The sequence below is a fragment of the Streptomyces sp. NPDC036764 genome (assembly GCF_055609385.1).
The window spans coordinates 152018-173810 of sequence record NZ_JBVJPT010000004.1; the positions used below are offsets into that span (position 1 = coordinate 152018).

20 protein-coding genes are annotated in these 21793 nt (G+C 71.7%); 7 read left to right on the forward strand and 13 right to left on the reverse strand.

The genetic code is table 11. From position 1 onward, the window contains the following. Window positions 1–30: 30 nt before the first annotated feature. On the reverse strand, window positions 31–501 hold the full coding sequence (locus tag ACZ69Q_RS18855) for a MarR family transcriptional regulator (RefSeq protein ID WP_471042976.1): 471 nt from the start codon (window positions 499–501) through the stop codon (window positions 31–33). A gap of 102 nt (window positions 502–603) precedes the next feature. Between ACZ69Q_RS18855 and ACZ69Q_RS18860 the strand changes: the two genes are divergently transcribed. Further along, complete coding sequence (locus ACZ69Q_RS18860) at window positions 604–1602, forward strand: NADP-dependent oxidoreductase (protein WP_471042978.1); 999 nt, start codon at window positions 604–606, stop codon at window positions 1600–1602. A gap of 107 nt (window positions 1603–1709) precedes the next feature. Further along, window positions 1710–2138, forward strand: a complete 429-nt coding sequence (locus ACZ69Q_RS18865) for an organic hydroperoxide resistance protein (RefSeq protein ID WP_471042980.1) — start codon at window positions 1710–1712, stop codon at window positions 2136–2138. A gap of 236 nt (window positions 2139–2374) precedes the next feature. Here the strand turns inward: ACZ69Q_RS18865 and ACZ69Q_RS18870 are convergent, their stop codons facing one another. Further along, window positions 2375–3520 (reverse strand): serine hydrolase domain-containing protein, encoded by a 1146-nt coding sequence (locus ACZ69Q_RS18870; protein ID WP_471042982.1) that lies wholly within the window; start codon window positions 3518–3520, stop codon window positions 2375–2377. Between the two features lie 9 nt (window positions 3521–3529). Further along, window positions 3530–6118, reverse strand: a complete 2589-nt coding sequence (locus tag ACZ69Q_RS18875) for a M14 family zinc carboxypeptidase (RefSeq protein ID WP_471042984.1) — start codon at window positions 6116–6118, stop codon at window positions 3530–3532. 164 nt (window positions 6119–6282) lie between these two features. Here ACZ69Q_RS18875 and ACZ69Q_RS18880 point away from each other — a divergent pair, with 164 nt between their 5' ends. Together ACZ69Q_RS18880 and ACZ69Q_RS18885 are read left to right on the forward strand one after the other, a co-directional pair. Then, window positions 6283–7146: a hypothetical protein gene (locus tag ACZ69Q_RS18880; RefSeq protein ID WP_471042986.1), complete on the forward strand. Its 864-nt coding sequence runs from the start codon at window positions 6283–6285 to the stop codon at window positions 7144–7146. Window positions 7147–7246: 100 nt separating this feature from the next. Continuing rightward, complete coding sequence (locus ACZ69Q_RS18885) at window positions 7247–8050, forward strand: EI24 domain-containing protein (RefSeq protein ID WP_471042988.1); 804 nt, start codon at window positions 7247–7249, stop codon at window positions 8048–8050. Window positions 8051–8128: 78 nt separating this feature from the next. On the opposite strand, the gene ACZ69Q_RS18890 is transcribed toward ACZ69Q_RS18885, so the two are convergent. Together ACZ69Q_RS18890 and ACZ69Q_RS18895 are read right to left on the reverse strand one after the other, a co-directional pair. Then, window positions 8129–9388, reverse strand: coding sequence for a pyroglutamyl-peptidase I (locus tag ACZ69Q_RS18890; RefSeq protein WP_471042991.1), 1260 nt, complete (start codon window positions 9386–9388; stop codon window positions 8129–8131). Window positions 9389–9489: 101 nt separating this feature from the next. Then, entirely contained in the window at window positions 9490–10413 is a 924-nt protein-coding gene (locus ACZ69Q_RS18895) for a LysR family transcriptional regulator (RefSeq protein ID WP_471042993.1), read from the reverse strand. 58 nt (window positions 10414–10471) lie between these two features. Between ACZ69Q_RS18895 and ACZ69Q_RS18900 the strand changes: the two genes are divergently transcribed. Beyond that, a complete protein-coding gene (locus tag ACZ69Q_RS18900) occupies window positions 10472–10855 on the forward strand; it encodes a RidA family protein (protein ID WP_471042996.1) in 384 nt (127 codons plus the stop codon). On the opposite strand, the gene ACZ69Q_RS18905 is transcribed toward ACZ69Q_RS18900, so the two are convergent. Next, on the reverse strand, window positions 10845–11444 hold the full coding sequence (locus ACZ69Q_RS18905; protein ID WP_471042999.1) for a TetR/AcrR family transcriptional regulator: 600 nt from the start codon (window positions 11442–11444) through the stop codon (window positions 10845–10847). The genes ACZ69Q_RS18900 and ACZ69Q_RS18905 overlap by 11 nt on opposite strands. Window positions 11445–11545: 101 nt before the next feature. Between ACZ69Q_RS18905 and ACZ69Q_RS18910 the strand changes: the two genes are divergently transcribed. After that, window positions 11546–13981, forward strand: coding sequence for a glycoside hydrolase family 3 protein (locus ACZ69Q_RS18910; protein ID WP_471043000.1), 2436 nt, complete (start codon window positions 11546–11548; stop codon window positions 13979–13981). A 75-nt stretch (window positions 13982–14056) separates the two neighbouring features. Here the strand turns inward: ACZ69Q_RS18910 and ACZ69Q_RS18915 are convergent, their stop codons facing one another. Both ACZ69Q_RS18915 and ACZ69Q_RS18920 read right to left on the reverse strand, forming a co-directional pair. Then, window positions 14057–15034, reverse strand: a complete 978-nt coding sequence (locus tag ACZ69Q_RS18915) for an aldose epimerase family protein (RefSeq protein ID WP_471043003.1) — start codon at window positions 15032–15034, stop codon at window positions 14057–14059. A gap of 10 nt (window positions 15035–15044) precedes the next feature. Further along, window positions 15045–15935: an SGNH/GDSL hydrolase family protein gene (locus ACZ69Q_RS18920; protein ID WP_471043005.1), complete on the reverse strand. Its 891-nt coding sequence runs from the start codon at window positions 15933–15935 to the stop codon at window positions 15045–15047. A 267-nt stretch (window positions 15936–16202) separates the two neighbouring features. Between ACZ69Q_RS18920 and ACZ69Q_RS18925 the strand changes: the two genes are divergently transcribed. Beyond that, window positions 16203–16697 carry a DUF3145 domain-containing protein gene (locus ACZ69Q_RS18925; RefSeq protein ID WP_471043007.1) on the forward strand — a complete coding sequence of 165 codons (495 nt, stop codon included), beginning with the start codon at window positions 16203–16205 and terminating at the stop codon, window positions 16695–16697. Window positions 16698–16847: 150 nt separating this feature from the next. Here ACZ69Q_RS18925 and fabF read toward each other — a convergent pair whose 3' ends face one another. The 5 genes from fabF to fasR form a co-directional block, all read right to left on the reverse strand. Further along, window positions 16848–18119 (reverse strand): beta-ketoacyl-ACP synthase II, encoded by a 1272-nt coding sequence (gene fabF, locus ACZ69Q_RS18930; protein WP_471043010.1) that lies wholly within the window; start codon window positions 18117–18119, stop codon window positions 16848–16850. Window positions 18120–18201: 82 nt separating this feature from the next. Further along, window positions 18202–18450: an acyl carrier protein gene (locus ACZ69Q_RS18935; RefSeq protein ID WP_019067091.1), complete on the reverse strand. Its 249-nt coding sequence runs from the start codon at window positions 18448–18450 to the stop codon at window positions 18202–18204. A gap of 102 nt (window positions 18451–18552) precedes the next feature. After that, window positions 18553–19554: a beta-ketoacyl-ACP synthase 3 gene (locus ACZ69Q_RS18940; RefSeq protein ID WP_471043012.1), complete on the reverse strand. Its 1002-nt coding sequence runs from the start codon at window positions 19552–19554 to the stop codon at window positions 18553–18555. A gap of 15 nt (window positions 19555–19569) precedes the next feature. Continuing rightward, window positions 19570–20481, reverse strand: coding sequence for an ACP S-malonyltransferase (locus ACZ69Q_RS18945; protein ID WP_471043015.1), 912 nt, complete (start codon window positions 20479–20481; stop codon window positions 19570–19572). An 89-nt stretch (window positions 20482–20570) separates the two neighbouring features. Beyond that, the gene (gene fasR, locus ACZ69Q_RS18950; protein ID WP_471043018.1) at window positions 20571–21776 is read right to left on the reverse strand and encodes a fatty acid biosynthesis transcriptional regulator FasR; all 1206 of its coding nucleotides are present in this window, start codon (window positions 21774–21776) and stop codon (window positions 20571–20573) included. Between the last annotated feature and the right edge of the window lie 17 nt (window positions 21777–21793).

A 21793-nucleotide genomic window follows, 5' to 3' on the forward strand; every position in this document is an offset into this window, starting at 1 on the left:
GCCAGGACGGGCAGGCGGACGACCGACGGCCTACCGCGGCACATCCCCTCGCGGCACTGCCACCGGAGCGTCCAGCATCCGCCGCAGCAGATCCCGCAACGACAACCGCTCCTCGTCGGAGAGCCCCGCGAGCGGCTCCCGGGCGAACCGCAGGGACTCGCGCAGGCCGCGTGCCACCTGCCGCCCCTCCTCGGTGACCGCGGCAAGCTTCACCCGGCGGTCCGCCGGATCCGGCCGGCGCTCCACCAGGCTCCGCGCCTCCAGACGATCCACGATCCCGGTCACGTTCGACGGCTCGCACCGCAACTGCTGCGCCAGCTTGCGCATCGGCAGCGGCTCCAGCGACAGCAGGCTCAGCAGCCGTGCCTGCGCCCCGGTCAGGGCGTGCTCGGCGGCGGCCTCCTCGTACTCCTCGTGGTAGCGGGCCACGACCGCGCCGATGAGGTCGACGACTTCGAGGGTCAGTTCATCCGGACGGCGGGTCTTGTGTGGAGTGGCCATGCTCTCATGGTACCCCTGTTACTTGACATCCTGAAATATTCAGGAGCATGGTTGTTTCAGTTACTGAAGTAATTGCCGCAGAGATCGGAAAGGCACACCCGCATGAGCAACCGCGAATGGCACCTCCTCTCCCGCCCCGTCGGCTGGCCCAAGGCCGAGGACTTCGCCCTGGTCGAGGCCGAGATGCCGACGCCCGGTGAGGGTCAGGTGCTCGTACGGAACAAGTACCTCTCCGTCGACCCGTACATGCGCGGCCGTATGTCCGCGGCCAAGTCGTACGCCGCGCCGTACGAGCTCGGCAAGGTCATGCAGGGCGGCGCCGTCGGCGAGGTCGTGGCCTCCAATGCCGAGGGCCTCGCGGTGGGCGACCACGTCCTGCACTTCTTCGGCTGGCGCGAGCACGCGGTCATGGACGCGAAGGCCGCCGTCAAGGTCGACCCCGACGCCGCGCCCCTGTCCTCGTACCTCGGTGTCCTCGGCATGACGGGCCTGACCGCGTACGCGGGTCTGCTGCGGGTCGGTGGCTTCAAGGAGGGTGACGCGGTCTTCGTGTCGGGCGCCGCGGGTGCCGTCGGCAGCCAGGTCGGCCAGATCGCCAAGCTCAAGGGCGCCTCGCGGGTCATCGGCTCGGCCGGCTCGGACGAGAAGGTCAAGCTCCTCGTCGAGGAGTACGGCTTCGACGCCGCGTTCAACTACAAGAACGGCCCGGTCTGGGAGCAGCTCCAGGAGGCCGCCCCGGACGGCATCGACGTCTACTTCGACAACGTCGGCGGTGAGCACCTGGAGGCCGCGATCGGCGCGCTCAACCTCGGCGGCCGGGCCGTGATCTGCGGGATGATCTCCCAGTACAACTCGACCGAGCCGACCCCCGGGCCGCGCAACATGGTCAAGATCCTCCAGAACCGGCTGCGCGTCGAGGGCGTTCTGGTCGGCGACCACTACGACCTCCAGCCGGAGTTCGTCCAGGAGGTCGGCCCCTGGGTCGCCTCGGGGCAGCTCAAGTACCGCGAGACGGTCGTCGAGGGCATCGAGAACAACCTGGAGGCGTTCCTCGGGGTTCTGCGCGGCGACAACATCGGAAAGATGATCGTCAAGCTCTGACTGTCTCGGTCGTCTTCTGAGGCTTTCCGGTATGCGATAACTTCTTTCCGAAACCGTCGTCGATCGTGGGCGCGAGTCGCGGCGGACCGAGGAGGAGAAGACACCGCATGTCCAGCACCCCCATAGGTCGAGCTGACGTCCTGTACACCGCCGTCGCCACCGCCGAGAACGGTCGCGACGGCCGGGTCGCCACCGACGACGGCAAGCTCGACGTCGTCGTGAACCCGCCCAAGGAGATGGGCGGCAGCGGCGCCGGCACCAACCCGGAGCAGCTCTTCGCGGCCGGCTACAGCGCCTGCTTCCAGGGCGCCCTCGGCGTCGTCGCCCGCCAGGAGAAGGCCGACATCTCCGGCTCGACCGTCACCGCGAAGGTCGGCATCGGCAAGAACGACGACGGCTTCGGGATCATCGTCGAGATATCGGCGGCCATCCCGAACGTCGACGCGGCCACGGCCTGGGACCTGCTCGAGAAGGCCCACCAGGTCTGCCCGTACTCGAAGGCGACGCGCGGCAACATCAGCGTGACGCTGGCCTGACGTCGTTCGTTGCGCAGGCGGAGGCCGCACCCCTGGACGTGGGGTGCGGCCTCTGTGCTCATGCTCGGTCGCCTGCGGGGCGCCTTGTGCCGGTGTCGAGACGGCGATCGTGCTCGACCCTTCGGGCCTCCGCGCGTTCGCCGTCTCGACACCGGCGCGCCCCTCCGGCTCCCTCGCGGCCGGTGTCGTCGGCCCGATGGACGTCGGTGGGCCGTTGCCGTGGGCCGTGTGGGCCTTCAGCTCGCCAGCGCTGCCCTGTGCACCGTCCTGACGAACTGCTCGTTCTCCGGCGCCGCCCCGCCCGGATAGGCGAACCGGCGCCGGGTGTAGCCGTAGGCGAGCCCGCAGCGCGGGTCCGCGAAGGACTGGGAGCCGCCCGCGCCGCTGTGGCCGAAGGAGCCCGCGCCCAGGAACGGGTACACGTAGTCGGCGACCGCCTGGAAGCCCAGGCCGAAGGACTTGTGGAACCGGGCCACCAGGTCGTACCCGGTGGATTGGATCTGGCCGACTTCGGCGATCGTGTCCGGCTTCAGCAGCGGCGGGCGTTCGTCCACCTCGCTGATCGCCGCCGCGTACATCCCGGCGAGCCCGCGCGCGGACGCCACACCGCCCGCCGAGGCGGGCCCGCTCGCGCGCACGGCACGGGAGTTGGGGTAGTCCGTGAGCTCGCCCGCCCCCGGCACATGCGTGTTGAAGGCGATCGCGGCCAGGGTGTGCGGCCCCGTCGGCGTCGCGTCCAGCACCGCCTGCTGCTCCGGCGTCGGCGCCATCGGCTGCACGGAGCGGTAGCGCGGCTCCAGCTCCTCGGGGAGTCCGAGGTGGAAGTCCAGGCCGTACGGCGCCCGGATCCGCTCCTCGTACACCTCCTGGAGGGTGCGGCCGGTGGCCCGGCGTACGACCTCGCCCACGAGCGCGCCGATGACGAACGCGTGGTAGCCGAAGGCCGTGCCGGGCCGCCAGAACGGCCGCTGGTCGGCCAGCCGCTCGGCGATCGCGCGGTCGTCGGCCAGCTCGGCCCCGGTGAACCCGGCGTCCAGCCCGACCACCCCGGCCCGGTGCGAGAGCAGATCGCGCAGGGTCAGCCCGCCCTTGCCCTCGGCCGCGAACTCCGGCCAGTAGTACGTGACCTTCCGGTCCGGCTCCAGCGTGCCCTCCTGCATGAGCAGCGCGACCACGAGGTACGCGGCGCCCTTGGTGGAGGAGAACACGCCGTGCAGGGAGTCCGCCTCGCAGCCGGCCCACAGGTCGACGACCTTGCGGCCGTGCACGTAGGCACACAACTGTCCTTCGTAGTCGGGGAGTTCACCTTTCACGAACGCGGCGAACTCCTCGCGTACCGGCTCGAAGCCGACCGCGACCGTGCCGTGGATACCTTGCGTCATCCGCTCTCCTCATCTGCTGCCGCCGGCCTGGGCGATGCCGAACAACGCCCGTCCCACCTGGGCAAATTCCCCCTTGGGATGATCCCTGAACAGCGGCTCGGTGCCGAACAGGACCGCTCGCGGGCCGCTGACCACCGCGGCCCGCCCCGCCGCGTCCGCGGGTCCGCCGGTGCCGTCCTGCGCCGGCCGCCAGTGCCCGGCGACGAGCGGATTCCCGGTCGCGTACGACTGTTCCACCCGGACCTGCGGCCCGAGGTCGGTGAACCACACGGGCGCGTAGACGAAGCCGTGCGAGGGGGCGCCGTTCATCAGGGCGCTGCCCGAGTTCGCCACGCGCACCACCCCGTTGGCGTCCCCGTTGCCCTCGACCGGCTTCACGGCCAGCAGCCCGGCCGCCGCGTTGAGCTCGGCACCCGTGGCGCCCCGCCCGACCAGACCGTGCCCGTCCAGGAAGGCGTCGAGGGCGGCAGCGGCGCCGGCGTTCAGATCGCCGTGGTCCAGCCCCGCGGACACGAACAGGACGTCCACCGAGGACCAGTCGAACCCGGCGTTCAGTACGGCCGTCGAGACCGGCGTGACCTCGAAGTTCATCTCCCGCAGCGCCAGGAGCTCGCCCGGCGTGACGGCGGCCGCGACACGCGTACGGGGCAGCGGGGCCGTGCCCCTGGCCGTCGTGGCGTCGAAGGCGACGTCGTACGTCCGCGCCGCCGCCTCGGCCTTGGGGCGGGCGGACGCCGGGACGATCGCGCTGCCGTCGGCCGCCCGCCGTACCGCAACGCCCCGCTGGAGCAGCGAGTTGAGCGCCGCGACCTCGCGCGGGTCGTCCAGCCGCAGCCGCAGAGCGCCGCGCGGGGCGACGTACCCGACCCGGGCGGCGGCCGACACCGGCCGCAGCGGGGCTCCGGCGAGGCTCCCGCGCGTCACGGGCTCCACCGTCGCACCCCACAGCCTGCCCAGACTCCAGCCCGAGATGTCGTACATCACCGACACCTTGTCGCTGATGTCCCGCCCGTCCGCGAGCAGCGCGTTCGCCAGGCCGCGCTTGGCCTGGCGCAGGTCGACGACGTACGAGCCCTTCGCGTACGTCCGTGCGCCCAGCCGGAAGCCGTGCAGCGCGCGGGTGACGCGGACGTCGTTGGCGAGGAGATGGTCCACGAGGCGGGCGGCCGCGGTCGCCGAGCGCTGCGCGCCGCGGCCGGCCGGGATGACATAGGCGCGCGGGAACGTCGTCGTGTAGACGTCCTCCGGGCCGATGCCGGGGACGCCCGGGACGGTCTCCTCGGACACCGGGACCTGGGCGGCGCCCGTGGCCCCGCGCCGGAAGACCTCGATCTGGTCGGCGACGAGCGAGGCGCGCCGCGTCCGCACGAAGTCGAGGGTGGCGCGCAGGGCGGCCCCGGCGACGTCGACGTTGATGGCGGAGCGGCGGCGCAGTTCGGTGACGGGCAGATTGGCGTAGTCGGCGTTGTTCACCCGCATCGGGATCTCCACCGTGTGCGCGGCGACCGTGCCGTGGTAGGCCGCGTACTGCGGGGTGAAGATCGGCGGCCAGTCGTCCCAGCCCTCCTCCTGGTCCCGGAACGGGATCTGCGCGGGCTGCACGCCGTCCTTCTCGGCCGTGTAGCCGAGGCCGTTGACGGCGGCCTCCATGCCGAGCGCGTTGGCGTAGGTGTTCTTCAGGAACAGGTCGTACTCGTAGTTCTCGCCGTGCGGGGGAGTGGTCGGCTCGATGAGGGTGCCGTTGACGTAGCCGTGCAGGTCGAGCATCACGGCCGGCTGCTTGTCGATCATGATCCGCCGCATCGCCCGCACCTCGGGTTGCGAGGCGGTGACGAAGTCCCGGTTCAGGTCGAAGCCGCCCGCGTTCGCGCGGGTCCCGGCGATCCGGCCGTCGGGGTTGGCGGTGATGTTGAAGTAGAGCCGGCTGCGAGCGAGAAGGTCGCGCGTCGCGCTGTCGTCGGCGGTGGCGAGCCGCTCGATGAGCTTCAGGGAGGCGTCGGTGCCCTCCCACTCGTTGCCGTGGATGTTGTTGTTGAGGAAGACCGGCGCCTTGTAGGCCCGCTTGATCTCGGGGGACCTGGCGGCGGCCGAGGGCGCGTTCTCGATGAGTTCGCGCATGCGCGCCTGGGCGCGGGTCTGGCGGGCGCTCTCCGGGGCGGTGACGGTGACGAGGTACAGCCGGTGCCCGCCGGCCGACCGCCCCGCGACCTCCACGCTCACCCGGTCGCCCAGGGCCTGGAGGGCGTTCAGCTTCGGCGCGATGGAGTGGTACGGGGTGAGGCCCAGCTTGATGGACTTGTCGGCCGGGTTCTCGGGGTCGGGGGTGAGCACCTGCCGGCGGGGGTAGCCGCGGTGGTCGTCGCCGAGTACCGCCGCGGAGGCGGCCTCGGAGGACGCCCCGGCGGCGGAGAGGGCCCGTCGGGCCGCGCTCAGGGGCGCCTGCGCGGCGTTCTCGTCGGGCGCGGTCTCTCGGTGGACCGGGGGTCCGGGCTTCGCGTCGGCGGTGTGCGGGGTGCTGAGGAGCAGGGAGCCGGCCGTGGCGAGGGCCAGGGCGGTGATCGGAACGGGTCTCGCAGGAACGGTTCTCGTGATGCGCACGCGTACCTCCTCCGGGAACTTCCTGTGATCGGTACGGCGAGGTGTACCTGTTCGACTCAACCGCAACAAGAGGGAGTTGGTGTCACGGATGCCCCGGACGGCCCTTGCGGGGCCTCCGGACCGGGCATGCTGAGGGCACCGGGTGTGTGAGGCGAGGAGGGCTCATGGCAACGATCCCTACGCTCCCCAGCAGGGACGACGTACTCCGCATGGCACGCAGCACGACCGACATCACCGGCCAGCTCCTGGACACGGCCGGGAACATCACCCGCATCGCGCTCAACACCTTCGACCCCAGGGACGGATCGGGCGCCGAGGTCCTGCGCGTCCTGCGGCAGACCACCGCGGAACTGGCCGAGGCGAGCGCCTCCCCGCAGGCCCAGGAGGCCTTCTACCGCGTCGTCGAGACCCTCACCCGCCTCGGCACCAGCGGGGCGCCCCTCGCCGTCCACCCGGTGAGCGAACCGGCGCAGGCCCTGCTCGCGGCCCTGGGCGACAGCCTGCTGCCGGTGCTGGATGCGGTGGAGCCGGCGGTCGAGGAGTTCGCGGCGGCCCTCGGCGAACTGGTCGAGGCGACCTCGCCCTTGCTGCCGGCGACGGCCGGGGTGGCCGCGGGCGCACTGCTGGCGCTGGCTCCGCTGCTCCGCTCGGCGGCGGAGGTCCTGCGCGAGTCCTCCCCCGAACTGCGTCGCATCGCCGACGCGTTGACGGCCGCGCTGGCTCCGCTGATGCCCCTCCAGGTGGCGTTGGCCGAGCGTGCGGCCGCCGCCGGGGCCAACGTGGTCCGCACCACCCTGCCGCCCCTGGCCGACCTCACGGAGGCAGCGGCGGCGGCGACCAAGGCGGCCCGCCCGGTCCTGATCGCCGGCGAGGAGTTCCTGGTGGCCTCGGTGGAGCGGCTGCAGCCCATGCTGCTCGCCGGGGCGATGCGCGCGGGGCGCGTGGCACGGGGCGTGGCGGTCCGGGTGTCGGCGGCGGTGAGCCCGGCGGCGGAGCAGGGGGTGGTGGTGACCGTCACCCCCGCCTGAGGCGTCGGCGGTGACCCCGCCCCCGATGCGGCCGTGACGGTGACCCCGCCCCGAAGCGGCCGTGACGTCGGTGTGACAAGCCCCGGCTACAGTTCGTTGCATGCGCGATCTTGGTGCCGGTTTCAGGTATCTCCTCAAGGGCCAGCGATGGGTGGCCCGGCACGGCAAGCAGTACGGCTTCGGGCTGATCCCGGGCCTGATCACCCTGGTGCTCTACGCGGGCGCGCTCGTCGCCCTCGCGCTGTGGGGCGAGGACTTCGTGTCCTGGTCGACGCCGTTCGCCGACGACTGGTCGAGCCCCTGGCAGGGCCTGTTCCGCGGCTTCCTCACCGCCGTGCTGTTCACCCTCGGCCTGCTCCTGTCGGTCGTCACCTTCACCGCCGTGACACTCCTGATCGGCCAGCCCTTCTACGAGAACCTCTCGGAGAAGGTCGACCGCGACGTCTCCCCGGACGGCACGGCACCCGAATCCGGCCTGCCGCTCTGGCGCGAGCTGTGGATCTCGGGCCGCGACAGCCTGCGGATCGTGCTGCGCGCCGCCCTGTGGGGCGTGCTGCTCTTCGCCCTCGGCTTCATCCCGGTCGTCGGTCAGACGGTCGTACCCGTGCTCGGCGTCGTCGTCACGGGCTTCTTCCTCACCGAGGAACTCACCGCCGTCGCCCTCCAGCGCCGCCGCGTCGAACTCCGCGACCGCCTCGCCCTCCTGCGCTCCCGCAAGACCCTGATCTGGGGCTTCGGCACGCCCCTCGCCGCGGCCTTCCTGATCCCGTTCGTCGCGGTGTTCCTGATGCCGGGCGCGGTCGCGGGGGCGACGCTGATGGCGCGGGAGCTGATGGGGGAGGAGACCGAGGAGGCCGGGGAAGGGGAGCGCCGGCCGGTTTCGTCCAGCCCGTCCGGCGTGTGAGGACGAGGTCCGTTCAGGGCCGAAGCGGGGGTCCGGGGGCGGCAGCCCCCGGACGACGGCAACGACGATGCCGGGCGGCTACGACGCCGGCGTCGCCTCCACCGCCACGCTCACGATCGCCCGCACCTGCCCGATGATGTCCAGCCGATTGCGCACGAACTCCGGGTCCGTCACGGCCCCCGTCGCCGGATCCGTGTTCCCCGCCCCGAACTGGAGCACCGGCGTGTGCACATGCCCGCCCGGCAGCACGTCGTGCAGCCCCAGTCGGTCCCGCAGCAGGGTCGCCCGGTAGGCGATCTCGTTGGAGAGGTAGTCCCCGCCGCCCCCGGCGCGCGCGGTCGAGCCGGGCGTCGGCCCGTCCGGCCGTACGACGGCCTGCGTCCCGCCCGCCGGGATCTCGGTCACGCTGGTGTTGTCGTACACCGGGAACCGGCCCGTGTCCGCGGCGACGATCTGCGCGTACGGCAGGGTCGTCGTCGTCCACTGCGGCTGCGAGGCCGGATCGGCGACCGGCACGGTCTCGGTGCGGGAGACGTTCTGGTTGTCCGGGAAGCCGCCCCGCCAGGCCCCGTTGGTCCGCTCGACGTCGAACCGCCCGACCCGCCCCTGGCTCACCGTCGTGAACAGGTCGACCTGCTTCAGATACGGCCGCAGCGTCCGCTCCACCGTGCCTTCGGCGAAGTCCTGCCAGCGCACCGGGAACACGGCGGTCTCCACCCGCGCCGGCCCGTCCGCCGTCTCGATCACCGTGCCGTCGAGGGCGAGCGCGGTCGCCCCGGACGGGTTGGAGATACGGATGTCACGGTCGAGGGTGAACGGGTCGAAGCCGGTGACCAGCACCCGCTTCAGATCACCGTGCGGATACCGGATGTCCCTCTGGCCACGCGACGTCCGCTCCAACGCGTCCAGCAGCGAACCCCGCTGCCCGTCGCTCAGCCCGAACCCAGGCGCCCACGTCCGCACCTCGCGCGTCATCGCCAACCGCGCCCAGTACAAGGGCCGATCGTCGTCCCGGCTCAGATCGCCGCCCGCCGGCCCCCGCCCCTGCGCCCGGTCGACGGCCCTGCGCCACAGCGCCGACCCCTCGCGCTCGACGACATGACGGGCCTGCGCGTAGGAGCGCGCCGCGGTGAGATCGCGGGCGAAGCGCGCCGCGGCGGCGTCGAACCCGGAGCGGCGCAGTATCTCCTGGGGCACCGCCCTGTCGAGCCGCTGCTCCTCGACGGTCGGTGTCGCGGCGGCCGCCCCGGCGGCGGCAGCGGTCCCCGACGTCGGGGCCGAGAGGCCGGCCAGCAGGGCCAGTCCGAGGACGCCGATCCGAACACGTATGGAATTCAAGGGAGTTATGGTCCTTCCGTCACGGTGGGGGCGCAGTGCGTGCGTCGTGCGGGACGCCGGAAGTATCGCGTGACGGGAGTGGTCCACGCCATGGTGCACACTCACCCCGCCACGGCCGCCGCCTCCCGCAACGCCCCCAGGAACTGCGCCCCGGCCGCCGACAACGACCGCCCCCGCACCGTCGCCGCGTACACGGCCCGCGCCGGGCCGCCTTCGTCCAGCACCGGCACCAGGCGCACGTCGGGGCGCACGGACGCGGCTGCCAACGCCGGCACGAGGGCGACCCCCAGGCCGGCCGCGACGTACCCCTGCTTGGCGGTCCACTCGCCGACGACATGCGCGACCCGCGGCCGGAAGCCCTGCCGCAACGCCGCGTCGAGGAGGGTGCCCTCGGGGCGCGAGCTGCCGGAGATCCAGTCGGCCTCGCAGAGTTGTCCGAGCCGGACAGGGCCTTCATGACGGGCGAGGGGGTGCGCGGCGGGCACGGCGACGTACAGGGACTCGTCGAGGAGGTGCTGGAGTTCGTACGTCTCCAGCGGCGCGCGGCCCGTGGTGGAGACGACGGCGAGGTCGAGATGGCCCGCGCTCAAACGGTCCAGGAGCGCTGGGGTGAAGCCCTCCTCGCGGGTCACGTGAACCTGCGGATGCCTCGCGCGGAATGCGGCCAGCGCCTGCGGCACCAGCCCCGCGTCGGCCGAGGCGAACGCACCGAACCGCAGTCGCCCGCCGGCCGCTTCACGCAGCGCCGCCAGCTCCCGAACGGCCCCGTGCAGCGCTTCCCCGACGGCCTCGGCGTAGGGCACGAGAGCCCGCCCGGCCTCGGTGAGCCGTACGCCCCGCGGCAGCCGGTCGAAGAGCGGACCGCCGCCCAACACCCCCTCCAGCGAGGAGATCTGACGGGACACCGCCGACTGTGTCCACCCGAGGGTCCGCGCGGCGCCGGTGAACGAGCCGTGCCGGGCGACTTCCAGGAACGCCCTGAGCCACACGGAGGAGACCTCGGGAAAGCCATGCTGATCCGTCATGGCGTCCATGCTGGACATTCGCTTGTCGCATCACAAGGGCGGACCTAGCGTCGAAGGCATGCAGATCACCATCGGCAACCCGGCCTCCGCGCCACAGCCGCTCAGCCCGTACTACTCGCAGGTCGCCCGAGTCGAACACGCCGACGGCAGCGCCCTGTTGTTCCTCTCCGGACAGATCGCCGAGGGCGACACGGTCGCCGAACAGACCCGGGGCATCTTCGAGACGATCGCCGCGCTGCTCGCGGCGCACGGGGCGACCCTCGCGGACGTCGTCAACATCCGCACCTGCCTGACCGACATCGGCACCCTGGAGGAATACGGCACCGTACGGCGGCAGTTCCTCACCGGCACCCCGCCCACCAGCATGACATTCGAGGTGCCGAGGCTGTTCCGGCCGCAGGCCCGCGTGGAGGTGGAGGTCGTCGCCGCGGTCAGTCCGTGATCTCGGGAGCCTCGCGGTCCTCGCCCAGCAGTCTGAGGAAGTCCCGGAACGCGCCCGGCATGTCCACCGACTCGGGGTCCAGGAGCCATTGGTACTGGAGGCCGTCCATCACGGCGACCAGCAGCGGAGCCGTACGCTCCGGGGTCAGTCCGTTCGGCAGCCGGTCGCCGTACTCGGCGCGCAGCATCTCCGCCATGTTCGCGCGGACCTGGACGTAGCGCTCCGTGAAGTACTCGCGTGCAGGATGCCCCTCCGTCACGCTCTCGCCGAGCAGCGCCGAGAAGGTCTGGATGATGCCGGGCCGCATCGCGTTGTACTCGACCAGCGAGGTCAGCAGGTCCATCCGCCACCGGGTGTTGGGCACCGCGTCCCACTGGTCCCGCTCCTGGAGCACGGCGACGAGCAGCGCGTCCTTGGTCGGGAAGTAGTGCAGCAGCCCCTGCTGGGTGAGCCCGACCCGCTCCGCGACCGCGCCCAGGCTCGCGCCCCGGTAACCGCGCTCGGCGATCACCTCCAGGGCCGCCCGCACGATCTCGGCGCGGCGCTCCTCGCTCCTGACCCTCGCGTTCATGGCGTCACCGTACGACATCGACGTACCCCTAATGTAACAGCAATATAACGAAACCTACCGGCCTACAGGTAGTCGATGCAGGATGGGGGCACACCGGCACTCAACGAGGAGGCACCGCGATGGCGGGAAGGCGCACCCAGGCCGATGAAGCACGCGAGGCGGTCGTCGAGGCGGCCCTCGCCCGGCTCGACCTCGACGCGAAGGCGCGGCTGCTCTCCGGCCAGGACATGTGGACCCTGCCCGCGCTCCCCGGGATCGGCCTGAAGTCCCTCGTCATGTCCGACGGCCCGATCGGCGTCCGGGGCGTGCGCTGGACCGCCGACGACCCCTCCGTCGCGCTGCCCTCGCCCACCGCCCTCGCCGCAACCTGGGACCCGGCCCTCGCCCGCCGCGCCGGCACCCTCCTCGCCCAGGAGGCCCGCCGCAAGGGCGTCCATGTGCTCCTCGCCCCCACCGTCAACCTCCACCGGTCCCCGCTCGGCGGGCGCCACTTCGAGGCGTACAGCGAGGACCCGTATCTGACGGGGACGATCGGCGCGGCCTATGTGAGCGGCGTCCAGGCCGGCGGCGTCGGCACCACCATGAAGCACTTCGTCGCCAACGACGCCGAGACCGACCGCTTCACCGTCGACAACACCGTGAGCGAACGCGCCCTGCGCGAGCTGTACCTGGCGCCCTTCGAGATCATCGTCGAGAACGCCCACCCCTGGGGCATCATGACCGCCTACAACACGGTCAACGGCACGACGATGACCGAGCACCACTACCTCGTGAACGAGGTCCTGCGCGGCGAATGGGGCTTCGACGGCTTCAACGTCTCCGACTGGATGGCCGCCCGCTCCACCGCCGGCGCGATCGAGGGTGGCCTCGACGTCGCCATGCCGGGACCGCAGACCGTGTACGGCGAGCCCCTCGCCCAGGCCGTACGCGACGGCGAGGTCGCCGAGGCCAAGGTCGACGACGCCGTGCGCAACGTCCTGCGGCTCGCCGCCCGCGTCGGCATCCTCGACGGCGCCGAGCCCGTGGTCACCGACCTCCCCGAGACCGTCGACGGCCGTGCCCTGGCCCGCGAGATCGCCCGCCGCTCCTTCGTCCTGGTCCGCAACGACGGCGCCCTCCCGCTGCGGCCGAACGGCACGGTCGCCCTCATCGGCGCCGCCGCCCGCGACGCCCGCGTCCTCGGCGGCGGCTCCGCCACCGTCTTCCCCGCCGGCGTCGTCTCCCCGCTCGACGGCCTCACCGCCGCGCTCCCCGAGGGCACCCTCACCTATGCCGTCGGCGCCGACCCGAACACCGAACTCGCCGTCGCCGACAAGGGCTTCGAGCTGAGGGCCGTGTGCCGGGACGCGGACGGCAGCGTCATCGGAACGGGATCCGCGCCCAACGGCCAGATCCAGTGGATGGGTTCCGACCTCCCCGAAGGCGTCACCCACGAGACCCTGCACTCCGTGGAGCTGACCGGCACCTTCACCCCGCGCGACACCGGCGCGCACACCTTCGGCATCAAGGGCATCGGCGCCTTCACACTCGTCATCGACGGCACCACCTACTACGACGACGTCCAGCGCCCCGCCAAGGACGACCCCTTCATCACCTTCTTCGGCGCACCCGTCCCGCGCGCCCAGCCCGAACTCACCGCCGGCGCACCGGTCGAGGTCTCCCTCACCCACGTCGTCGAGTTCCCCGAGGACATCCCGATGAAGGTCGTCGGCTTCACGCTCGCCCACCAGGAGCCGCAGCGCGAAGGCGACGAACTGATCGCCGAGGCCGTCGAGGCCGCCCGGGGCGCCGACACGGCCGTCGTCGTGGTCGCCACCACCGACCGCGTCGAGTCCGAGGGCTTCGACCGCACGCACCTGAGGCTGTCCGGCCGCCAGGACGAACTGGTGCGCGCCGTCTCCGCCGCCAACCCGAACACCGTCGTGGTCGTCAACTCCGGCTCCCCGGTGGAGCTGCCGTGGCGCGCGGACGTCGCCGCCGTGCTGCTGAGCTGGTTCCCCGGCCAGGAGGGCGGCGCCGCCCTGGCGGACGTCCTCACCGGCGCGCACGAGCCGGGCGGGCGGCTGCCCACCACATGGGGCTCGCTGGCCGACGCCCCGGTCACCGAAGTCGTCCCCACGGCCGGCGAGCTGTCGTACACCGAGGGCGTCTTCATCGGCTACCGCGCCTGGGAGAAGCACGGCAGGGTCCCGTCGTACCCCTTCGGGCACGGCCTGGGCTACACCGACTGGACGTACGAGTCCGCCGAGGTCAAGGGCAGCACGGTCACGGTCCGCGTCCGCAACTCCGGCGAGCGCGCCGGGCGCGAGGTCGTGCAGATCTATCTGGCGCCGAGCGAACCGGACGCCGACCGGCCGGTGCGCTGGCTCGCCGGGTTCGCCGGGGTGGAGGCGGGGCCGGGGGAGCGGGGCGAGGCCGTCGTCGAACTGCCGCGCCGGGCGTTCGAGGTGTGGGACGAGAAGACCAATACGTGGACCCTTGTGAAGGGTTCGTACGAGATCCAGGTGGGGTGCTCCATCGCGGACCGTCGGGTGACCGCGACGATTAACGTCTGATCCGGGAGAAGTACCCAGGAACAGCCCCGGTCCAGGCCCTGACACCTGGACCGGGGCTCGTGCGTTCGCCGGCGGTCAGCGCGCCGAGAAGCCGTACACCGTCTCCGACCGGAACACCTCGCCCGGCCGCAGCACCGTGCCCGGGAACTCCGGCCGGTTCGGGGAGTCGGGGAAGTGCTGCGTCTCCAGCGCGATGCCGTCGCCCGGGGTGAACGGCTCGGGCAGGTGGTCGGCGGTGTAGAGCTGGAGGCCGGGCTCGGTCGTCGCCACCGTCAGCGCCCGCCCGCTCGACGGGTCGTACAGCTCGGCGACCTCCTGCGCGGTCGCCGTCACACCCTTGTCGAGCACGAAGTTGTGGTCGTAGCCGGAGCCGACCTTGCGCGCCTGGCGGAAGTCGAAGCGGGTGCCCGCCACCTCGTCCAGGGCACCGGTCGGAATGAGGTCCGCGTCGACCGGGGTGAACCGGGAGGCGGCCAGTCGCAGTTCATGCCCGCCCGCGCTGCCCGACCCGGCCCCGGCGAGATTGAAGTAGCTGTGGTTGGTCAGGTTCACCACGGTCGGCGCGTCCGTCACGGCCTCGTACGCGATCCGCAGCGCCCCGTCGGCGTCCAGCGTGTAGGTCACCGAGACCTCCAGGCTCCCGGGGAAGCCCTCCTCGCCGTGCGGGCTGACCCGTTCGAGCCGCAGCCCGTGCTCGACCGGCGTCACCTCCCACACCCGCTTGTCGAAGCCGCGCGCACCGCCGTGCAGGGAGTTGGGCGGGGTGTTGGGCTCCAGCGCGTACGTCAGGCCGTCCAGCGGGAAACGGCCGCCCGCGATCCGGTTGGCGTACCGCCCGATGAGGGCGCCGAGATAGGGCCCCGGGTGGGACAGATAGTCCTCGAGGCCGGCGAACCCCAGCACCACGTCCGCCGGATGCCCGTCCCGGTCCGGCACCTCGAGCGACTGCACGATCCCGCCGTACGACAGCACCCGTACCCGCACGCCCGCGCGCTCCAGGGTCCACCGGTGGACCTCGGTGCCGTCGGAAAGTGTGCCGAAGTGTTCGCTCATGAGCGGAACACTAGTTCGTGACCGTCCGGTAGGCGATCTCGGCCAGCCGTGCCTGACCGTTGACACTCGGATGGAACCAGTCCCACTGACTGAGCTGCTCGGTGCCGAAACGGAAGTCGTACACCGCGCCGTCATCGAAACGACACCGGCGGTCCTTCTCGCAGACCTCTTCCAGCACCTTGTTGTACGCCTCGACCCGCCCCTGCACCGTCTCGCGCCGCTGGTTGGACTGCGCGGTGAGGGAGTCGGGATCGCTCAGCATCGACGGGCAGATACCGAGCTTCCACACCTGCTTGCCCAGCGGGTCGGTACGGCCCTGCTCCCACAGCCGCTTCAGGTTCGGCACGCTCGCCACGAACACCTGCGTCTTCGGCAGGGACTCCCGCAGCGTGCTCATCGCGTCCTCGAACTGCCTCCGGAAGTCGGCCACCGGGGTCATCTCCTCGGCCGACGCACGGCAGGCGTCGTTCGCCCCCGCCATCACCGCCACCAACTCCGGCCTGCGCGTCGCGGCCTGGGCCATCTGCCCCGGCACGTCCGCCATCCGGGCCCCGGTCACCGCGTAGTTCCAGCTCTGCCGGGCCGCCTTCGTCCGCCCCAGCAGCCGTACGGCCAGGCTGTCGACCTGGGGGCTGCTGCCGGTCGCCCAGGAGACCTCGGGGCAGTCCGACAGAACCGAGCAGGCGTCGAAACCGCGGGTGATGGAGTCGCCCACGGCCGCGACGGAGGCCGGACTGCGGTCCCAACTGGGCGTCGGCTTCGGCGACGGCCGGCCGCCGCGCGCCTCAGTACCGGACGGAGCCGGGGAGTCGCCGCCGACGGCGTCACAGCCGGCCGCACCCACAACTGCCGCGGTCACGGCGGCGAGGACAGCGCGCGAAAGGTGCCGTCGCTTCGGCATGCCCTGGTCCATCCCCTCGCTCGCCCGGTCGGTCCACCCACTGATGTGTCCAACCCATAACAGCGCACGAGGGTTCCCACCCGGCCGATGCAACGGCTCACACCCGTACAAGCGTCCTGCCGGGTGAATGGTGGGCGTTTGGCGGCACCGGGACGGACGGTACGTCACACTCCTTGCGCCGCCGCACGGTAGCCTCGCCATCAACGTGGCCGCCCGGCCACTATCGTCCGCCAGTTCGTAAGATGTCCGCTCTGCCCGGAGGTCCCGGTGACGACACGTGGAGTTCTGTACGTGCACTCCGCGCCGCGCGCGCTGTGCCCGCACGTCGAGTGGGCCGTCGCCGGGGTGCTCGGCACGCGCGTCAACCTCGACTGGATCCGGCAGCCCGCCGCGCCCGGCACCTGGCGCTCGGAGTTCTCCTGGCAGGCCGAGGCGGGCACGGCCTCCAAGCTGGCCTCCGCCCTGCGCGGCTGGCACCTGCTGCGCTTCGAGGTCACGGCCGAGCCCTGCCCCACCGCCGAGGGCGAGCGCTATAGCTGCACGCCCGAACTCGGCATCTTCCACGCGGTGACCGGCATCCACGGCGACATCCTCATCCCGGAGGACCGCCTGCGCGCCGCCCTGGCCCGCTCACAGCGCGAGGAGACGGACCTGGAGGCCGAGATCGCCAAACTCCTCGGCAAGCCGTGGGACGACGAACTGGAGCCCTTCAGATACGCGGGCGAGGGCGCCCCGGTGCGCTGGCTCCACCAGGTCGTCTAGAGAGACCCGGCCGCCAACGCCGACTTGTCGGGGGCGCGGGGAACTGCGCGACAAGCCCCCACCGGCTCGCGCCCGGCCGACAACAGTTCAACCAACGGCGATGGCCCGAACTCTTCCCAGAGTCCGGGCCATTCTCAGCTAACGCCGTTCTCAGATCGTCCGGAACGCCAGCACCACGTTGTGCCCACCGAACCCGAACGAGTCGTTCAGCGCGGCGATACGGCCCTCGACGGGCAGCTTGCGCGCCTCACCGCGGACGACGTCGGCGTTCGCCTCGGCCTCCGGGTCCAGGTTCTCGACGTTGATGGTCGGCGGAGCCAGCCGGTGGTACAGCGCGAGCACCGTCGCCACGGTCTCCACACCACCGGCGCCACCCAGCAGATGACCCGTCATCGACTTGGTGGCCGACACGGCCATGTGGTCGGCGTCGTCACCGAACACCTTCCGCAGCGCCTTCAGTTCGGCGATGTCACCGGCCGGCGTCGACGTCGCGTGCGCGTTGACGTGCACGATCTCCGCCGGGTCCAGGTCGTTGCGATCCAGCAGGTTCTGCAGGGCGTGCGAGATGCCCCGCCCCTCCGGCTCCGGCTGCACGATGTCGTGCGCGTCGGCGGAGATGCCCTGCCCGACCGCCTCGGCGTACACCCGGGCCCCGCGCTTCGCGGCGTGCTCGGCGGACTCCAGGACGACCACGCCGGCGCCCTCACCGAGGACGAAGCCGTCGCGGGCGACGTCGTAGGGACGCGACGCGCCCTGCGGGTCGTCGTTGTTCTTGGACATCGCCATCATGTTGCCGAACGCGGCGATCGGCAGCGGGTGGATCGCCGCCTCCGTGCCACCCGCGACGACGACGTCGGCGCGGCCGGTGCGGATCATCTCGATGGCGTAGCCGATGGCCTCGGCGCCCGAGGCGCACGCGGAGACCGGCGTGTGCACGCCCGCACGGGCGCCCACGGCCAGACCCACGTTCGCGGAGGGGCTGTTCGGCATCAGCATGGGAACGGTGTGCGGGGACACGCGGCGAACGCCCTTGTCCTTCAGCACGTCGTACTGGTCGAGCAGGGTCGTCACACCACCGATGCCGGAGGCGATGACGGCACCGAGACGGTCGGGGTCGACGTTCGGGTCCTCACCGGCCTTGGCCTCGAAACCGGCGTCGGCCCAGGCCTCCTTGGCCGCGATCAGCGCGAACTGCGCCGAGCGGTCCAGTCGGCGGGCCTGCGGCCGCGGGATGACCTCGGTCGGTTCCACGGCGACCGGCGCGGCGATACGGACCGCCTGCTCGGCGGCCCAGTCCTGCTCCAGGGGCTTGACGCCGGAACGTCCGGCGACCAGGCCCTCCCAGGTAGAGGCTGCGTCGCCACCCAGCGGTGTGGTTGCGCCGATACCGGTGACGACCACGGTGCGATTGGTCGAGCTCACGGGAATTCTTTCTCCAACGGATACGAGGATTCAGCGGCGCCACCGCCGGGTGGCGGGGCAGTCAGCCCCAGGGCCGGATTGATCAGCCCTGGTTCTTGAGGATGTAGTCGGTCGCGTCACCCACGGTCTTGAGGTTCTTGACGTCCTCGTCCGGGATCTTGACGTCGAAGCGCTCTTCGGCGGCGACGACGACCTCGACCATGGACAGCGAGTCGACGTCCAGGTCGTCGGTGAAGGACTTGTCCAGCTGGACGTCCTCAACCGGGATGCCGGCGATCTCGTTCACGATGTCGGCGAGACCGGCGACGATCTCTTCCTGAGTGGCGGCCATGTCGGCGCTCCTTCGTAGATATCTCAGAGGGTTTGGCGCCCGCCGCGGCAGCGGCAGGTGGTGCGTTTCCCGTGCCGGCTCACATGATCCGGCACGGAGTGCCTAGGGGAGAGTAACGACCGTCGCGGCGTATACGAGACCCGCCCCGAATCCGATGACGAGCGCGGTGTCGCCGCTCTTCGCCTCGCCGGTCGCCAGGAGCCGCTCCATCGCGAGCGGGATCGAGGCGGCCGAGGTGTTGCCGGTGGTGCGCACGTCACGGGCGACCGTGACGTGTTCCGGCAGCTTGAGTGTCTTCACCATCGAGTCGATGATCCGCTCGTTGGCCTGGTGCGGGATGAAGACGTCCAGTTCGTCCGAGGTGATCCCGGCCGCGTCCAGCGCCTGCTGGGCGACCTTCGCCATCTCGAACACGGCCCAGCGGAAGACCGCCTGGCCCTCCTGGGTGATCGCGGGAAACTTCTCGACCTCGCCGGCGCGGTAGTCCGTCCACGGCACGGTCTGCTTGATCGTCTCGGACTTGTCGCCCTCGGAACCCCAGACGGTCGGGCCGATGGCGGGCTCCTTGGCGGGGCCCACGACGACCGCCCCGGCGCCGTCACCGAACAGGAAGGCCGTCGCCCGGTCCTCCAGGTCGGTGAGGTCGGACAGCCGCTCGACGCCGATGACGAGGACGTACTCCGCGGAACCCTCGACGATCATGCCCTTGGCGAGGGTGAGACCGTAGCCGAAGCCCGCGCAGCCGGCCGAGATGTCGAAGGCGGCGGCCTTGTTCGTGCCGAGCTTGTCGGCGATCTCGGTGGCGACGGCCGGGGTCTGCTTGAAGTGCGAGACGGTCGAGACGATCACGCCGCCGATCTGCTCGGCGGAGATCCCGGCGTCGGCGATGGCCTTGCCGGACGCCTCGATCGACATCGCGGCGACGGTCTCCTCGTCGTTCGCCCAGTGCCGCGTCTCGATGCCGGAGCGCGAACGGATCCACTCGTCGGACGAGTCGATCTTCTCCAGGATCACCTCGTTGGGCACCACCCGGGTCGGCCGGTAACCGCCGACACCGAGGATGCGCGCGTACGGGGCGCCCTTGCTGGGCTTCAGCTTCGCCATGCTCGGGGCTCCTTGTCAGGCGTGCTCTGCGATGAGCTCGCGAGCAGCGTCCAGGTCGTCGGGGGTCTTGAGCGCCAGGGTCTTCACACCCGGCAGCGCGCGCTTGGCCAGACCGGTCAGCGTGCCGCCCGGGCACGCCTCGATCAGGGCCGTGACGCCGAGCTCCTTGAAGGTCTCCATGCACAGGTCCCAGCGGACCGGGTTGGCGACCTGCCCGACGAGCCGCTCCAGCACCTCGGCGCCGGTGGCGACCGCGCGGCCGTCCTTGTTGGAGACGTAGGTGACGCCCGGGTCCGCGGGAACGATCTCCTTGGCGGCCTCGGCCAGCTTGTCGACGGCCGGGCCCATGTGGTGCGTGTGGAACGCGCCGGCGACCTTCAGCGCGACGACCTTGCGTACGCCCTCGGGCTTGTCCTCGTTGAGCGCGGCGAGCTGCTCCATGGTGCCCGCGGCCACGATCTGGCCTGCGCCGTTCATGTTCGCCGGGGTCAGGCCCAGCTTCTCCAGATGCGCGACGCTGACCTCGGGGTCGCCGCCGAGCAGCGCCGACATGCCGGTCTCGGTGATCGCTGCGGCCTCGGCCATGGCCAGGCCCCGCTTGCGCACGAGGGTCAGCGCGGCGGTGTCGTCGAGGACGCCCGCGTAGGCGGCGGCGGTGATCTCACCGACGCTGTGGCCGGCGACCGCACCCGGGTTGATGTCACCGAGTGCCGCGGCGGACAGTATGCCGGCCGCGACGAGCAGCGGCTGTGCCACGGCGGTGTCCCGGATGGCGTCGGCGTCGGCCTGCGTCCCGTAGTGGGCGAGGTCCAGTCCGATGGCGTCCGACCAGGCGCCGAGGCGGTCGGCGGCACCGGGCAGTTCGAGCCAGGGGGTCAGGAAGCCGGGCGTCTGGGCGCCCTGGCCGGGAGCGACGAGTACGAGCACTCTCACACTCTCTCTTGGGGACGGGCAGCGCCGCCCGTGGGGACAAGGACGAAGAACACGAAGGGGTTTTGTGGGGCCCCGACAAAAGCCTAGAGCTGGAGATCGCCGTCGGCCAGACGCCCCAGGATCAGCGCGATCCGCAGAGTGAACGCGGAGCGTACATCGGACGGCGACCAGCCGGTGACGTCAGTCACACGTCGAAGCCGGTAGCGCACGGTGTTGGGATGCACGAACAGCATCCGCGCCGCGCCCTCCAGACTGCTCGCCTGTTCGAGATAGACGGAGAGCGTCTCCAAAAGCGCGGAGCCGGCTTCCTCCAGCGGTCTGTAGATCTCCTCCACCAACTGCTCGCGCGCACTCGGATCGCCCGCGATGGCACGTTCCGGAAGCAGGTCGTCCGCCAGCACCGGGCGCGGGGCGTCCTGCCAGGCGGAGCACGCCTTCAGCCCGGCGGCCGCGGCCTGCGCGGATCGCGTGGCGGCCTGCAGATCCGGCACGATGGGCCCCGCGACGACGGGACCTGCGGCAAAGGGCCCGATCAGGGACTTGGCGACGGCGAGCGGGCTGTCGCTGCCGCCCGCGATCACGACGAGCCGGTCCCCGAGCACCCCGGTCAGCACCTGGAGCTTGGCGTGCCGGGAAGCCCGCCGGATCGCCTCGACGGTCAGCTCGCTGTCCCCGTCCGGCGCGGTCCCGAGCACCACGCACACATGCTCCGGCGAGTTCCAGCCGAGCGCCGCGGCCCGTGACACGGCCCCCTCGTCGGCCTCGCCGCTGAGCACGGCGTTGACCACGAGCGACTCAAGGCGCGCGTCCCAGGCACCGCGTGCCTCCGCGGCCTGGGCGTAGACCTGGGCGGTGGCGAAGGCGATCTCCCGGGCGTAGACGAGCAGCGCCTCGCGCAGCACGCTCTCGTCGCCGGGCGCGGCGACCTCGTCGATCGCCGACTCCATGACCTCGATGGTCGTGCGCACCATCTCCACGGTCTGGCGCAGCGTGATGGCGCGGGTCAGTTCGCGCGGGGCCGTCCCGAAGACGTCGGTGGAGATGGCCTGCGGCGCGTCCGGGTGCCGGAACCACTCGGTGAAGGCGGCGATACCGGCCTGGGCGACGAGACCGATCCAGGAACGGTTCTCCGGGGGCATCGCCCGGTACCACGGCAGCGTCTCGTCCATCCTCGCGATGGCCTGCGCGGCGAGGGAACCGGAGGATTTCTCCAGCCGCTTCAGGGTCGCGGTGTGGGAATGGACGTCGTGCGCGGAGGCTGGGGACTTACGGGCTTCGGGTTCGGGCACGGGGACAAGACTGCCTT